Genomic DNA, 15,475 nt, shown 5'->3' on the forward strand with positions numbered 1-15,475 from the left:
CGCGCTTCATGCGATCGACGGGAAAGGCGCTGGCCGCCGCCTTCGACGGAAATGCGCGACCGGGACGCCGGCAGGCGAACAAACGGCCGGGCACCCAGGGCACCCAGCCGGCAAGAATGCGGGGACATGTCCGATGTCCCCGCCAATCTCCATTGGTTCAGGCCTGGGCGGGAACCGCCACCGGAGCGGCGGACCGCTTGAGAATCCCGAGCGCGGCGGTCGAGACCAGCGTGCCGACGACCAGCGCGATGACGAAACCCGTGAGGTTGGACACCGCATTGGGGATCGGCAGGACGAAGATACCGCCATGCGGCACCCTGAGTTCGACCGCGAGCGCCATGCAGATCGCGCCCGCCACGGCAGACCCCGCGATCAACGAGGGGATGACGCGCAGCGGATCGCGCGCGGCGAAGGGGATCGCCCCTTCGGTGACGAAGGCGAGGCCGAGAACGAAGGCCGCGTTGCCGGCCTCGCGCTCGTCCGCCGTGAAGCGGGTCGGGAACAGCCGGCAGGCCAGCGCCAGCGCCAGCGGCGGGGTCATGCCGGCGCACATGATCGCCGCCATCGGCTGGGTGACGCCCGAGGAGATGAGCGCGGTGCCGAAGGCATAGGCCGCCTTGTTGACCGGCCCGCCCATGTCCACCGCCATCATGCCGCCGAGGATGAGGCCGAGGATCGCGGCCGAAGAGCCCTGCATGCCCTGAAGCCAGGCGGTCATCGCCGCCAGAAGCCGGGCGGTCGGCGTGCCGACGACATAGTACATCAAAAGCCCGGTGACTGCCGTGGCCAGCAGCGGCAGGATGAGAACCGGCATCAGACCGGCAAGGTTCTTCGGCAGGCGGATGGTCCGGGTCAGCGCCAGCACGGTATAGCCGGCAATGAAGCCAGCAGCGATGCCACCGAGGAAGCCCGCCTCGATACTGGTCGCGATCAGGCCGCCGACCATTCCCGGCGCGATGCCGGGCCGGTCGGCGATGGAATAGGCGATATAGCCCCCCAGCGCCGGCACCATCAGCGCGAAGGCGCCCTTCGAGCCGATCTGGAACAGCGTCCATCCCAGCGTACCCTCGTACTGGTCCTCATAGACATAAATGCCGCCGAGCGCGAAGGCGATGGCGATCAGCAGGCCGCCCGCCACCACGAAGGGCAGCATGAACGATACGCCAGTCATCAGGTGCCTGTAGACGCCGGCCTTGTCCGCGCCGGACGAGGCGCCGTCCGCCTCGGAAGCAGCCCCGGCGGCGGCATCCTGCACCCTCGCCTCGGCCAGCGCCCGCCGGATCAGCCCGGCCCCGTCGGTGATGGCCGGCTTGGTCGGGGACAGGAAGACGCGCTTTCCGGCAAAGCGCGCCAGATCCACCTGCTTGTCGGCGGCGATGACGACGAGATCGGCCTCGGCGATTTCGGCCGGGGTCAGCCCGTCCTGCGCACCGACCGACCCTTGCGTTTCCACCCGGATGGCATGGCCGAGCACCTTCGCGCCGCCCTGCAACCCCTCGGCCGCCATGAACGTATGGGCGATGCCGGTCGGGCAGGATGTGACGGCGACGATCTTCAGCGGTCCGGCGGCCACAGCCGGAGCGGCAGCGTTCTGCGTGCCGGCCGGCTTGCCGTTCGCCGCCCGGGCGAGTACGCCGTCGGCATCCGCCAGCACCTCGTCCAGCGTCGCGCGATGGACGGTGGCGCCTGCAAGATGCGTGTCGTCCACGCCCTCGCCGACGATCAGCACCGTTCCCGCGCCGCCCAGCTTGCCGGGGTCGAGCGGGTCGAGAACCGAGTCGGCCGTCCGCACTTCCACTTCAATGGTGCGGCCCGCAGCGGCCGCGGCCTTTCTCAGCGCCTCGCGGGCCAGCACCGCATGGGTGCCCTTGTCGCCGCCGCCGATGATCGCAAGTATGTCTGCCATTTCCCGCCCTCCCTTTTCCGTTTGCGTTATCTGTTTGCGCCAGCCGACGCAGGCTCTGCCGCCCAGTCCGCCGCCGGAGTGATCATGACCCGGCGCATCAGCGCCTCCACCTCGTCCCTGCCCGGCAGGTTGGGGCCGGAAAGGGTCAGTTTCGCAGCGGCGAAGGCCGTGCCCTGCCGCGCCGTTTCCTCAAGGCCCTTGCCCTCGGCCAGCGCCGCGGCGATGCCTGCCACCATAGCGTCGCCCGCGCCGACACTGCTGCCGCCCCTGACCTCGGGGAGCCGGGCATGCAGCGCGCCTTCCCGATTGCAGAAAAGCGCACCGTCCGCGCCGAGCGAGACCACGACCAGCGCGACGCCCCGGTCGTGCAGGCCGGATGCCGCCGTAAGAACGTCGTTCGGCCCGACCAGCGGATGGCCGGCCCAGTCCTCGATTTCATGGCGGTTCGGTTTAACCACATCCGGCATGTCCCCTGCGGATGCGGCCAGCGCCCGGGTGAGCGGCGCGCCGCTGGTGTCGAGAACGACCTGCGCGCCGGCACGGCGCAACAGGAGGACGAGATCGGCGCAGGTCTCTTCCGAAAGACCAGGAGGCAGGCTGCCCGAGACGACCGCCACGTCCCCCGCCGCCACGGCGGAAAGAGACGCGCGCACCTCGTCCAGCGCCGCGGCACCGGCGGCAAAGCCGGGCAGGTTGATGTCGGTCGTCTCGCCCGCCGCCACCAGCTTGATGTTCGTGCGCGTTTCGCCCGGAACCCGGACCATCACATCGGCGATGTCCTTGTCGGCGAACAATGCCTCGAAGGCCGCCGCATTGTCGCGGCCGAGCAGGCCGAGCGCCTCGATCCTTGCTCGGCCACCGAACCAGTCGGCGAGGCAGGAGGCGACGTTCACGCCCTTGCCGCCGGCATTGCGCCGCACCGAGGCAGCGCGGTGAACTTCGCCGGGGACCAGCCGGTCGAGCTGCACGGTCTGGTCGATGGCCGGATTGAGGGTGACGGTGCGCAGGATCATGCCGCAGCCTCGATCCTCGGGCGGTCGAGCGCCCGCACTTCCGCCGCGTTCTCGCAATCGAGCGCGCGTTCGGCCAGCGATTTGAGTTCGGCATGGTCGCTGTCGCGGATGCGCGCCTTCACCGCCGGAATGTCGCGCGGCGTCATGGACAGTTCGTCGACGCCCAGGCCGGTCAGCAGCGCCGCGCCGAAGGGATCGCCGGCGATGCCGCCGCAGACCCCGACCCAGCGCCCTTGCGTCGCAGCGCCCTCGACCGTCGCCCGGATCAGCCGGAGGACGGCCGGATGCAGACTGTCCGCCTCGGGCGCCAGAACCGGGTTCTGCCGGTCGATGGCCAGCGTGTATTGCGTGAGGTCGTTGGTGCCGATGGAGAAGAAATCCACATACCGGGCCAGCGTCGCCGCCATCAGGGCCGCGGCCGGCACCTCGATCATGATGCCGATTTCCACCTGCGGCGCGCCGATCTCGGCCCTTATGCGCTCGCAGGCGGCCCGCAGGGCCTCCACCTCGGAAACCGAGGTGATCATCGGGAACATGATCGAAAGCTTCGCCCCCTCCTTCGCCGTCCCGTAGAGCGCGCGAAGCTGCGGTTCTAGAAGATCGGCGCGGCGCAACAGAAGCCGGGCGCCGCGCACGCCGAGAAAGGGATTGTCTTCCTTGGGCAGATCGAGATGGGCGACCTGCTTGTCGCCGCCGATGTCGAGCGCGCGGATGATGAGCGGCCGTTCGCCCATCGCCTTCGCCATGTCGCCATAGGCCGCGGCCTGCGCCGCCTCGTCCGGCGTGTCGCCGCGTTCGATGAACAGGAACTCGGTACGCATCAGGCCCACGCCCTCGGCGCCCTGCGCGATGGCGAACGCCGCCTGATCGGCGGTGTTGATGTTGGCGCCGATGGAAACCTCGTGTCCGTCGCGGGTGCGCGCGGGAAGCGACCTTGCCTCGGCCTCGCGGGCGCGCTTCTTCTCGTCGGCGGCGATGAAGGCGCGCGCGGCGGCGAGATCGGCCTCGCCCGGATCGAGATAGAGCCGCCCGGCGCTGCCGTCGATGATCGCGGTCATGCCTTCGGGCAGCGCCAGCAGCCCGGCCCCACCGCCGACCATCGCCGGAAGACCGAGCGTCCGGGCGAGGATCGCGGTATGCGAGGTCGGTCCGCCGAGGGCGGTGGCGATGCCGGCGACTTTCGTCGTGTCGAGGCTGGCCGTGTCCGACGGCGAAAGATCGGTACCGATCAGGATCGCGCCCTCGGGCAGATCGCCGAGGCCGCCGGCCCGCAGCTCGGGATCGATCTCGGCCAGAACCCGGCGGCCGACGTCGCGCAGGTCCGCGGCGCGCGCGGCCAGAAGCGCATTGCCGACCGAGGCGATCTGCGCCGCCGTCTCCTCGACCGCGTGGTGCCAGGACCAGGCGACGCCGTGTCCCTCGACCATCTTGCGCGCGGCAAGGCCGATGAGGTCGGTATCGTCCAGAAGCGCCGCATGCGCCTTGAAGATCGCCGCATCCGCCTCGCTGAGCCGCCGGGCGGTCTCCTCCGCCACGGCCTTGAGCTGAAGCCGGGTGCGCGTCAGCGCATCATGAAGCTGGGCCGCCGCCTCGGTGAGCGGCACCGGCCGGTCGGGGATCTGCGGTTCCGCCTCGGCCAGCCGGTGCAGCGTGCCGATGGCAAGGCCCGGCGCGGCCGCGACGCCGTCGAGCGACTGGATCTGCCCGGGCGGCGTCCAGCCGGAGACCGGCGCGGCGGCGGATTTCGCCGCCGCCATAGCGGCCTGCGCCTTTTCCCCGGCCGAAAGCGAGGTCATCGTTTCCTGCATTGCGGCCAGCGCGGCGGTGGCGTCCGGCCCGTCGGCCGAAACGTGCAGGCTGTCGCCGGCGACGATGCCGAGCTGCAACAGGCCGACGAGGTTGCGCGCATCGGCGGTTTCCGTCCCCTTGCGCACCCGCAGCCTTGCCGTGAAGCGCTTGGCCGTATCGGCCCAGCGGGCGGCGGGACGGGCATGGAGGCCCGAAGGATAATCGATCACCCAGTCGAACCCGCGCGCGAAATCGCCTTCGGAGGCAACCGGCGCCGCCGGGTCCTCGGCCAGGGCGTCGACGAGATCCTGCGGATTGTCGGTTACGGCCAGCCGGGCCAGCTTGTCCTCGTCCTGGATCAACCGGGTGAGACGGCGCAGCACGCCGATATGCGCGTCCGACGTCGCCGCGATGACGATCACGAATCGCGCGACCTGGCCGGCATTCCATTCGACCCCGTCGCGCACCTGAAGAATGGCGATCGCCGTCTTGCGGATCAGGCCGCGGTCCTCGACCATCCCGTGCGGAATGGCGACGCCCTTGCCGAGATAGGTCTCGGAGACCGCCTCGCGGCGCAGGACGCTGGCTTCGAAATCCGGCTCCACGGAGCCTGCGGCCACGAGCAGCGCGACGGCTTCATGGATGGCGGCCTCCTTGGAAGCCGGGCGCGCGTCGAGGCGCACAAGCTCGAGCGGAACAAGTTCGGTGGTGGTGGTGGCGGATGACATCCCTTTCCTCCCAAGGTTGGTCAGGTGTTATGAAAACGTTTCCAGTTTACCTTGTCAAAAGGAATCTTCCAGCCGCAACAGGGCATGTTTCCCCGGGATTCGGCACGCGGGAGCCATCGAAAGAGCATCCGGATCGCTTTCGCGTTGTATTACAAGCGTTTCCTCATCCGATTCCGCTTTCCCGGAGACGCAGGAAATTCCACTTGAGCGACGCGACAAAGTAGCGCATTCTCGATGCCGGGATTGGAAACGTTTGCACTCACATGACGATCAGCATCAAGGATGTGGCGCGCATAGCCGGAGTCGCGCCCTCGACGGTTTCCCGCGCACTCGGCAAGGGCCCGGTCAGCGACGCGGTGCGCGAGCGGGTGCTCGCCGCCGTCCGCACGACCGGCTACCGGCCGAACCTCGCCGCACGGCGGCTCCGGTCGCGGCATACGGGCACGGTCGGCCTGATCGTCGCGGATATCCGCAATCCCTTCTTCACGGCCGTCTGTCGCGCGGTCGAGGACGCGGCCTACCGGAAAGGGATGCGCGTCATCCTGTGCAACACCGACGAGGACCCGGAGCGGGAGGCGATGTATCTCGGCCTCATGGCGGAGGAGCGCGTGACTGGCGTCATTCTCGCCCCCACCCGGGGCGCAAGGGTGCGGCTGGAGACGCCGCTCGGCTTCCCTGTCGTGTTGCTCGACCGCGCGGAGGCGCGCGGCTACGACACCGTCGTGCTCGACAATGCCCGCGCGGTCGCGGACCTCGTCGATCATCTGGTCGCGCAGGGCTACCGGCGCATCGGCGGGCTGTTCGGAGCCACATCGGCGACGGGCGTGGAGCGCCGCGCGGCATTCCTCGCGGCCATGTCGCAGCACGGCCTGGTTGCGGACGCGCGAAGCGCGCTGCCCTCCGTCGGGGACGGCATTGCGACGATCGGCGCCTGGCTGGACGAGACGGAGCGGCCGGAAGCGCTGCTCGTTTCCAACGGTCTTTTTCTGGAAGCCGCGATGAAGGCCGCACGGGAAAGGCGGATCGCCCTGCCCGCCGGCCTGGCGCTGGCGGGCTTCGACGACGAAAGCTGGACGTCGCTCGTCGAACCGGGGATCACGGTCATCCGCCAGCCCGTCGAGACGATGGGAGCCGAGGCGATGTCGCTTCTGGCCGCTCGGATCGCCCGGCCCGACGCGCCCACGCGCACGGTGGTGCTCACGGGACGCTTCATCCCCCGCGGCTCGACCGCTCCCCGTGAATGACACGACGCCGGTGACGCGGAACCCGTCAAGGTGCGTAAAGCCGGTGTCCTTTCGAAGACCGCAGCCGTTGCGTCCCGTGTTCCGGTTCTCAATCCGATTCAGCCGGCACCGGTGACGTAGGTCGACGACAGGCTGCCCGACAGCCCGTCGGCAACGGTGATGTAATCGTGAACCCTCTTGTTGACGACCGTCAGCTGGGGCGCGGAGACGAGGGTGATATCCGGCAGGTCTCGGGCGATGATATCCTGCATCCTGTTGAAGAGCTCGACGCGCGTGGCATGGTCGTTCTCGATTGCGGCCTGCTCGAAAATGGCATCGATCTCCGGGTTGTTATAGCCCGATCCGTTGGAGAAAGGCACGCCCGGCTTGAAATTCTTCGACCAGTAGAGACGCTGGACGCCGATCGTCGGGTCGAACGTGTTGCCCATGCCGTTGGTGACGAAAGCGAAATCCCGGTCCGTATAGACCCGCTTCAGCCAGGTCGGCACATCCTGTCCCCTCAGATTGATCTTCACGCCGATCCGGGCGAGGGAGTCGCGCAGATAGTCGCCGATGCGCGTATAGGTCTCGCCATAGGGCATGACGTCGTGCGGGACCTCGAAGCGAATGCCGTCCGCCCCGCGCGGGTAGCCCGCCTCGTCGAGCAATCCCTCGGCCCGGGCGGGGTCGAAGGCGTAGACCGGCACGTTCGGATTGTGGAAGGATTTCAGGAAAGGACTGATCGGGCTCGGCGCCGGAACGGCATAGCCGTAAAAGGCGATATCGGCGATCTTCTGCCGGTCGATGGCATGGGCCACCGCCTGACGGACCTTGTCGTGCCGGAAGAACTCGTTTTCGAGATTGAATTCGATCCGGTAGACGACCGGCGAATAATCGCCGCCGCGGTCGTCGACCGTCAGATCGGGCAGCGACTTCAGGCGCTCGATCTGGCTGAGCGATACCGGTGTATCAGGGGCGACATCGACCTCGCCGGCCTCGAGGGCGGCCAGACGCGCGCCGGCATCGGGAATGAACTTGATCACGATGCGGTCGAGATAGGGCTTGCCCCGGTCCCAGTAATCGGGATTGCGCTCCAGGATGATGTGGCTGCCGTTCACCCATTCGCGGAAGATGAAAGGCCCCGTTCCGACCGGCGCGCGGCTGTTGGCGTGACCGCCGAGATCCGTCGCCCCCTCATAGACATGCCGCGGAACGATCGGCGATTCGCTCGCCTGCAACGCGCCGAGAAGATAGGGCGCCGGCTTCGACAGCCGGATGATCGCCGTATGGGCGTCAGGCGTCGCGACCTCCGTCACGCTGGAGAACGTCGCGCGGCCGCGCGGATGTACCTCCTTGAGGGCCAGGATGGAGAACGCCACATCTTCCGAGGTGAAATCCTCGCCGTCGTGCCACTTCACGCCGGTGCGCAGCTTGAACGTATATTCCAGGCCGTCGTCGCTGACATGCCATTCCGTGGCGAGTTGCGGAACGGGTTTGAAATCGTCGAGCGCGTAGGCAAGAAGGCCTTCGGTCACTTTGCCGCTCACGCGGGTCGTCGGTCCCGCCGTATGGGCAAGCGTGACCAGCGTCGGCGGCTCGGGCTGGATCAGAAGGTTCAGCGTTCCGCCGGCAACTGGTTCCTCCGCCCCGGCGCGGCCCGCCAACGGGAGCGCGCCGCTGAGTGCGGTGAATGCGAGAAGGGTGTTGAACTGCCGCCTGCGAATGTCCATGCCTATCCTCTTCCTGATCGCCGCACAGCCGGGTTGACGGCCAATCGTGGAACGCGATCCGATGGCGAGGATCATTGGCCGGAAGAGCGCTTTTTTGAAGAAAGTTTTTCTTTCCCACCTGGAATAAAATTTTGCGATTATCGCGCTCGAGATCGGCGCAGGAGAATATTTTTAAATTCGACGCCGGTCATGGAGATTTTTATTTGCGTATCCAGCCCTTTTAGAATGGCACGTGCCGATAAAAAAAGGCAGGCCCCGGTCGGAACAGGAGCCTGCCTTTATCAGTCACGGCCTGGGCTGGCTGTTCAGTCCGGCAGGGCGTAGGCAATGACGTAGTCGCCGCGGTCGGCCGACTGGCGTGCGCCGCCGGCCGAGATCACGACATACTGCTTGCCGGTCCTCGGCGACTTGTAGCTCACCGGACCGCCCTGGCTGCCGACCGGCAGGCGGGCCTTCCAGACTTCCTCCCCGGTCGATGTGCTGTAGGCGCGCAGGTAATAGTCCTGCGTGCCGGCGATGAAGACGAGGCCGCCCTGGGTGGTGAGCGTGCTGCCGAGCGTCGGCATGCCGATCGGGATGGGCAGGCCCATCTTGATGCCCATCGGCCCCTGATCCATGACCGTCCCGACGGGAACCTGCCAGCGGATCTGCTGCGTCTTCATGTCGATGGCCGAAAGTGTGCCGTAAGGCGGCTTCTGGCAGGGAATGCCGGCCGGCGACAGGAAGCGGTCCTTGTTCACCGCATAGGGCGTGCCCTTCATCGGCACGAGGCCCATACCGGTATTGATGGCTTCGCTGCCGTCCGAGGTCCTGCCGGTATCCTCGGTCGTCGCGATCATCTGGATCCACAGGCCGACGCGCATGTCGTTGACGAAGATGAGGTCGTTCACCGGATCGACCGAGATGCCGCCCCAGTTCATGCCGCCGAGCGAGCCGGGGAAGGACAGGGACACATCCTGGCCGGGAGCCGTAAACAGGCCCTCATAGCGCATCGACTTGAAGGAGATGCGGCACAGGAGCTGGTCGAACGGCGTCGCGCCCCACATGTCGGCCTCGGTCAGATGATCGGTGCCGATCTGCGGCATGCCGACGGAAAGCGGCTGCGTCGGGGAATAGGGCTCGTTCGGGATGTCGGCGGGCTTGACCGGCACTTCCCGGACTTCCGTCAGCGGCGTGCCGGTGGCGCGGTCGAGCACGAAAATCTGGCCCGATTTCGAGCCGATGACCAGCGCCGGCACGGTGCTGCCGTCGGCCCGGGGGAAGTCGATCAGCGTCGGCGGCATGGGCAGGTCGAAGTCCCACAGGTCGTTATGGACCGACTGGAACACCCACTTCTCGTCGCCGGTGGTGGCGTCGAGGGCGAGAACCGTCGCGCCGTACTTGTGGTCCAGCTCCGAGCGGGTGGCCCCGTAGAGGTCGACCGAGGGGCTGCCCATCGGCAGGAACACGGTGTTGGAGGCCGGATCGTAGGTCATGCCCGCCCAGGAATTGGGCGTGGAGCGGGTATAGGTCTGGCCTTCCGGCGGCAGCGTGCGCTGTTCCGGATTGCCGGGGTCGAACGCCCAGCGCATCTCGCCGGTGATGACGTCGAAGCCGCGCAGCACGCCGCCGGGCATGTCGACCTGAACGTTGTCGGCGACGCGGCCGCCGACCACGACGGTCGTTCCCGCCAGCGTCGGCGGCGAGGTGAGTTGGTACTGCGGATCGCCGGCCTCACCCAGCCCTTCCTTGAGATCGACACGGCCGTTCACGCCGAAATCGGCGCAGAAGCTGCCGTCGTCCGCATCGACCTCGATCAGTTCGGCATTGATCGTGTTCATGATGATGCGCCGCTGGCAGGGTGCGTCGGGCGCGAGCGCCACGGGCGTGACGGGCGTGGATCCCGGAACGGTCGGCTGCTCGATCGGGCGGGTGGCATCGTAATAGGTCAGGCCGCGGCAGCGGTTCCAGACCGTGGCCTGCGCATTGATGTCGTTGCGCCAGATTTCCGTGCCGGTATCGGCCTCGATCGCGATGATATTGTTGTGCGGCGTGCAGAGATAGAGCGTATTGCCGACCTGAAGCGGCGTCTGCTGGTCTTCCGCACCGCTGTTGCCGGGGCTGAGCGGCACGTCGCCGGTATGGTAGGTCCAGGCGACCTCGAGGTCCTTGATATTGTCGCGGGTGATCTGGTCGAGCGCCACGAAACGGCTGCTGCCGAGCGTATTGCCGTAATGCTCCCAGTTCTTCTGTTCCGTTTCCGGCGTCACCGCGACAAGCGGCAGTTCCGCGTCGGTTGTCACCACCGGATGCGGCACGAACATGCCGGCAAAACCGGCGATCGCGGCGATCGCCACCACGGCGGCAGCGGCGAACGACGTTTTATAGGCCGGCGTGCGGCCGCTTGCGCGGCGCAGCAGCGGGAAGGAGAGCGCCACGACGACCGCACCGACGGAGATGGCCAGCAGACGGGAAATGAGCGGCCAGAAGTCGAAGCCGACCTCCCACACGGACCAGAGAACGGTCGCCACGAAGACGAGGCCGAAGAGAAGGCCACCCGCCGGCTTGCGCCGCACGGTGAGAACGCCGGAAGCGATGAGGAAAAGGCCGGCGATCAGGAAATACCAGCTTCCGCCGAGCCAGACGAGCTTCGCGCCGCCGACCGCGAAGAAGAGGCCTGCAAGGGCGATCACCGCCCCGAGGACGGCCAGCCATATCCGGGCCGGCAATGATGTGACTTCAGGAATTTGATTCATGGGATGAGCCTAACTGATAATCTTCGCATGAAAACGCATGATCGCATCTGCCGGTCATGCCGCTGACATCGCCTGGCTTCATGCACACGGCGGCAGACAGAGGGAAGCAAAGCCGGAAGACGCCGGTTCTTCCGGGAAAACGGAAAAGGAAACGATGGACCGGACGCCTGTCATGTTGCCCCACTCGCAAACCCGCCGCCGATCCGGAAACAACCGTGTTCCGGCACCGTGTCTGGGCCCGGACGGGCAGGATCGAACGATTAAACCGTGATATAACGCCGCATGCAGTGCTGACAAGACAACGAATTGTCAAAAATCCACCTGCGGCGCGGGAAGCCCGACAGACCGGGGAGCGCCCGGCAAGGGCGCTCCTCCTATTCTTGTGGAAATCCCTGCTCCCCGGAAAAATTGCGGGTGAGCAAAGACGGCCGGACCGTCAGAACTCCTTCCAGCTTTCCTGCGCCAGCGCCGCGTTTCCGCGGGTTGCCGGCGGCGTGCGCTGCGGCGCGGCGGCCGGCGGCGCGCTCATGCGCCTCGCCGTCTCCTGCAAGGCCTGAACGGCCTGCCCGAGCTGGAACTGCGACAGGAGGGCGTGCAGGTTGGTGGATTCCTGGGCGAGCGTCGCCCCGGCGGCATTCATCTCCTCCACCATCGCGGCATTCTGCTGGGTGGCCTGGTCCATCTGGTTGACGGCGATGTTGACCTCGGAAAGCCCGGCCGACTGTTCCTGCGCGGCCGTTGCGATGGCGTCCATGTGGGTGTTCACCGACAGGACGAGCTTTTCGATCTCGCTCAGCCCGCTGCCCGTCTCGCCGACCAGTTTCACGCCCTGGCCGACGGCCGACGCCGATGCGCCGATCAGCTGCTTGATCTCCTTGGCGGCGTTTGCGGAGCGCTGTGCAAGCTCGCGCACCTCCTGCGCCACGACCGCGAAGCCCTTGCCGGCATCACCGGCACGCGCCGCTTCCACGCCGGCATTGAGCGCCAGAAGGTTGGTCTGGAAGGCGATCTCGTCGATCACCCCGATGATCTGGCCGATCTGGTTCGAGGATTGCTCGATGCGCTCCATAGCGGCGATGGCTTCCCGTGCTGTGTGGCCGGACTGATCGGCCTTGGTGCGGGCATCGCGAACCGTATCGCGCGCCTCGTTGGCCCGCTTCGACGTCGAGACGACATTGGCGGTGATCTCCTCGAGGGCGGCAGCCGTTTCCTCGAGCGAGGCGGCCTGCTGCTCCGTGCGGCGGGCAAGATCGTCCGACGCCGTGGAGACTTCCTGCGAGCCGCCGTTGACCGTCGAGACCGACTGGCCGACGAGGGAGAGCGTTTCACGCAATTGCCGGACGGAGGTATTGAAGTCGTGCCGCAGCGGCTCGAATTGCGCGGCGAACGGCGTGGCGATCTCGCACAGCATGTCGCCGGAGGCCAGACGCCGCAGACCGTCGGCGAGCGAGGCGGTCGCCTGGTTGAGACGTTCCTCGGCCTCGGCCTCGGCGCGGCGCTGCAACTCGATCCGTTCCTGCTCCGCCCGTTCCCGGTTCGCCGCCGCTTCTTCCTCCAATTGTCGGTTGCGCATGGCAGCCTCGCGGAAGATCGCGACGGATTTGGCCATTTCGCCGATTTCGTCCTTCCGCTCGGCTCCCGGGACAGTGACCGACAGGTTGCCTTCCGAAAGCTCGGTCATGCACTGGGTCAGCCGGCTGATCGGCCTGGTGACGCGAATGACGATGACCGTCATGCCCGCGACGGAAAGGGCGAGCGTCACGACGAACATGGCCAGATAAAGGGACGCTTGGACGATGCCATCGCGGGCGCTGGCCGTGGCCGTTTCGTCGAGCGTGTTCATCGCCAGCGACGCCAGGGCGGCGATGTCGCCGAGCGCCGGCGTGACCGTCGCGCGCCAGGTGTCGAGCGTGAAATCGAGCGGCCGGCCGGCTTGCAGGTCCTCGATCAGTTTCCTGCGCTGGTCGGCGAACCCGCCCTTGAAGTAATTGCCGTCGGCCTTGGCGGCGGCGGCCTTCAGTTCCTCGGGCGTGCTTTCGTGCGCGACAAGATTGGTAACGGCGTTCCACGCGAAGGCCGCTGCGGCATCGAAGCCGATCAGTTGTCGGTATTGCGCGTCCGTCATCGGCTGTCCCGCGGCGACGGCGCCGTTGAGGACCACGGTGGCGCTGCCGCCGGTGGCGCGCGCCGACCATGCGAAGGACCGGATCTGCATGAGGCCGGTCAGCGTTCCGTCCAACGTCCGGATGCGGTCTTCCAGCGCGATCGACGCGCTTTCCAGCGCGGCGAGGAAGTCGTCGCCGACCGAAAGGATGGTCCGGTCGAGACCGGCTTCGCGCTGGGCGAGAGGCAGGTCCACAGTCGTGTCTATTTTCGGCCGCAGCGCCTGAAGCGCGGCGTAGGCGCCTTTCACACGATCGACGGCCGAGACGAGTTCGGGGCGCCGGAGCGCTTCCGACTGTGCGACGACGTCGGCCATCGCCCCGTCGACCCGCTCACGAAAGGCCCTGACGGAGGCAACGGCACCGGCGTTTTCGCCCGGAGCGATCGTCACCGCCGAAGCACTGTCGCCGCGTTCGCTACGCAGGTTCAGGAGAACATTGAACATCGATTTATCGACCGAGACCAGCTCCGCGACCTCGCTGAAGGCGCGAGACCGGTCGACGGAAGAAAGCATCGCATTTCCCACGAAATAGGCAAGCGCGAGGCTCAGCAGCAGAAAGAGACCAATGAGAGTGTTTCGAATATTCAAGGCGACCATTGTGACAATCCTTAAAGCCCTACTGATGCCACAAATATCAGATGCTTCATAAGGCGTGGTTAATGTGCGCCTCGTCGGACGATCATTTGCAGCCGCGAAAACAATACTCGCGCTGACGCTGACGGCTGGAGGGCGTTATTGTCTCCACGGCCATGCTTCACGCCGGCAGAAAGACGGCGGGTTTGCACGGTCCCCCACTAATGAACGGTTTGTATTGCGATGCAAACAAAGTTTATTTCACCGGGCGCTAATGTATATGATAGAAGGCGCCATCCCAGCCTGAACAAACCCGCGTATGGTCGATGTTTCCCATACCCTGACGAGGCGCCGATGAAAATTCGTTCCATTGCCGGTTCCTTCTTTCGGACCGCCCTGACACGCACGCTCCCTCTGGGGGCGATTTTTATGGTGGCGGTGACAGGAAGCGCCCTTGCCGCCAATTGCAGCCAGCCGCTGGAGCCCGGACGTCACAAGCTGACCATCGAGAGCGACGGGCAGACGCGCTCGGCCGTCTATTTCATTCCGTCCTCCTATACCGGACAGGACAAGGTGCCGGTCGTTTTCGATCTTCATGGCAGCAACAGCAGTTCCAACGGACAGCTCAACAGAAGCTCCTGGGACAAGGTCGCCGAAAAGAACGGTTTCATCGTCGTGGCGCCGCAGGGCAGCCTGAGCGGCAAGACGACCGGAACCTACGCCTGGAACGTTCCGTTCGTAACGACGCGAACGGGCGGGCTGGACGAAATCGCCTATCTGCGGCAAACCGTGAAAGCGGTGGCGGAAACCTTTTGCGTGGATACGTCGCGTATCTATGCCTCAGGCTATTCCGGCGGCGGACGCATGCTGTCGGCCTATATCTGCGCCGGACACGACGAGTTCGCCGCTGCCGGTTTCGTGCATTCGCTGCGGGCCGGCCGGCCGGTCGAGGTGGGCGGCAAATGGCAGCCGGATGCGGCGAACTGCACGCCGGCGCGGCCGATTTCGATCATCGCCTTCGCAGGCGTGAAGGACACGGCCAATCCCTATGCCGGCGGCGGGCAGCCTTACTGGCAATACGGTTTCAGGACCGCCATCCAGCGCTGGACCGAGCTGGACGGCTGCAAGGGCAACGGCGATCCGAAGACCGTCCAGAACGTGACGTTCAGCGTTTTTGCGGCGTGCAAGAACGATGCACGCATCGTCTCCTATGTCTTCGCCAACGGCAATCATGACTGGCCGAAGCCGAATGCGGCGACCGAGGCGGTTACGGTCGCGTCGAAGGAAAGCATGCCGGGCGTCGTGAAAACGGCCGTCTTCGATCCCAACATCGATCCCGCCTCCCGCATGTGGGACTTCTTCGGCAAGAACGACGGCAGCAGCGATGTCATCGCAACAACGGCGGCGGCCAAGCCCTCGACCGAGTCTCCGGCCAATTGCGCTCAGGGCAATATGTCCGAGACGGCGTGCAAGAGTGCCGCCCAGCCTGCAAGTGCGCGCCAGAACGACAGCGTGCAGCAGGAATTGTAAACCTCGCCAACAGGCTTCCCACCCGGGCCGCCACGCTCTAAGCGTTGTGCGGCGGCCCGGGCCGGAAGCCGGCGGGCCTATCCCC

The 15,475-nt window shown here is 66.5% G+C and carries 8 protein-coding genes; 2 read left to right on the forward strand and 6 right to left on the reverse strand.

Annotated elements, in window-relative coordinates; translation table 11 throughout:
- Positions 1 to 157: 157 nt before the first annotated feature.
- From NOF55_RS09600 to ptsP, 3 genes are read right to left on the reverse strand one after another with little or no spacing between them, the layout of a single operon-like run.
- Entirely contained in the window at positions 158 to 1,906 is a 1,749-nt protein-coding gene (locus NOF55_RS09600) for a PTS fructose transporter subunit IIC (protein WP_306411151.1), read from the reverse strand.
- A 26-nt stretch (positions 1,907 to 1,932) separates the two neighbouring features.
- On the reverse strand, positions 1,933 to 2,919 hold the full coding sequence (gene pfkB / locus NOF55_RS09605) for a 1-phosphofructokinase (protein WP_306411152.1): 987 nt from the start codon (positions 2,917 to 2,919) through the stop codon (positions 1,933 to 1,935).
- The gene (gene ptsP / locus NOF55_RS09610; RefSeq protein ID WP_306411153.1) at positions 2,916 to 5,435 is read right to left on the reverse strand and encodes a phosphoenolpyruvate--protein phosphotransferase; all 2,520 of its coding nucleotides are present in this window, start codon (positions 5,433 to 5,435) and stop codon (positions 2,916 to 2,918) included. The genes pfkB and ptsP overlap by 4 nt, the downstream gene beginning before the upstream one ends.
- Positions 5,436 to 5,698: 263 nt before the next feature.
- Here ptsP and NOF55_RS09615 point away from each other — a divergent pair, with 263 nt between their 5' ends.
- Complete coding sequence (locus tag NOF55_RS09615; RefSeq protein WP_306411154.1) at positions 5,699 to 6,679, forward strand: LacI family DNA-binding transcriptional regulator; 981 nt, start codon at positions 5,699 to 5,701, stop codon at positions 6,677 to 6,679.
- 98 nt (positions 6,680 to 6,777) lie between these two features.
- On the opposite strand, the gene NOF55_RS09620 is transcribed toward NOF55_RS09615, so the two are convergent.
- From NOF55_RS09620 to NOF55_RS09630, 3 genes are all read right to left on the reverse strand, one after another.
- Positions 6,778 to 8,388 carry an ABC transporter substrate-binding protein gene (locus NOF55_RS09620; protein WP_306411155.1) on the reverse strand — a complete coding sequence of 537 codons (1,611 nt, stop codon included), beginning with the start codon at positions 8,386 to 8,388 and terminating at the stop codon, positions 6,778 to 6,780.
- A gap of 305 nt (positions 8,389 to 8,693) precedes the next feature.
- Positions 8,694 to 11,123 carry a glucose/quinate/shikimate family membrane-bound PQQ-dependent dehydrogenase gene (locus NOF55_RS09625; protein ID WP_306411156.1) on the reverse strand — a complete coding sequence of 810 codons (2,430 nt, stop codon included), beginning with the start codon at positions 11,121 to 11,123 and terminating at the stop codon, positions 8,694 to 8,696.
- Between the two features lie 436 nt (positions 11,124 to 11,559).
- Entirely contained in the window at positions 11,560 to 13,884 is a 2,325-nt protein-coding gene (locus tag NOF55_RS09630; RefSeq protein WP_306411157.1) for a methyl-accepting chemotaxis protein, read from the reverse strand.
- A gap of 405 nt (positions 13,885 to 14,289) precedes the next feature.
- On the opposite strand from NOF55_RS09630, the gene NOF55_RS09635 reads away from it, so the two are divergent.
- A complete protein-coding gene (locus tag NOF55_RS09635; RefSeq protein WP_306411158.1) occupies positions 14,290 to 15,390 on the forward strand; it encodes a CE1 family esterase in 1,101 nt (366 codons plus the stop codon).
- Positions 15,391 to 15,475: the final 85 nt, after the last annotated feature.

It is taken from the genome of Ectorhizobium quercum, assembly GCF_026552795.1.
GTDB lineage: Bacteria > Pseudomonadota > Alphaproteobacteria > Rhizobiales > Rhizobiaceae > Ectorhizobium > Ectorhizobium quercum.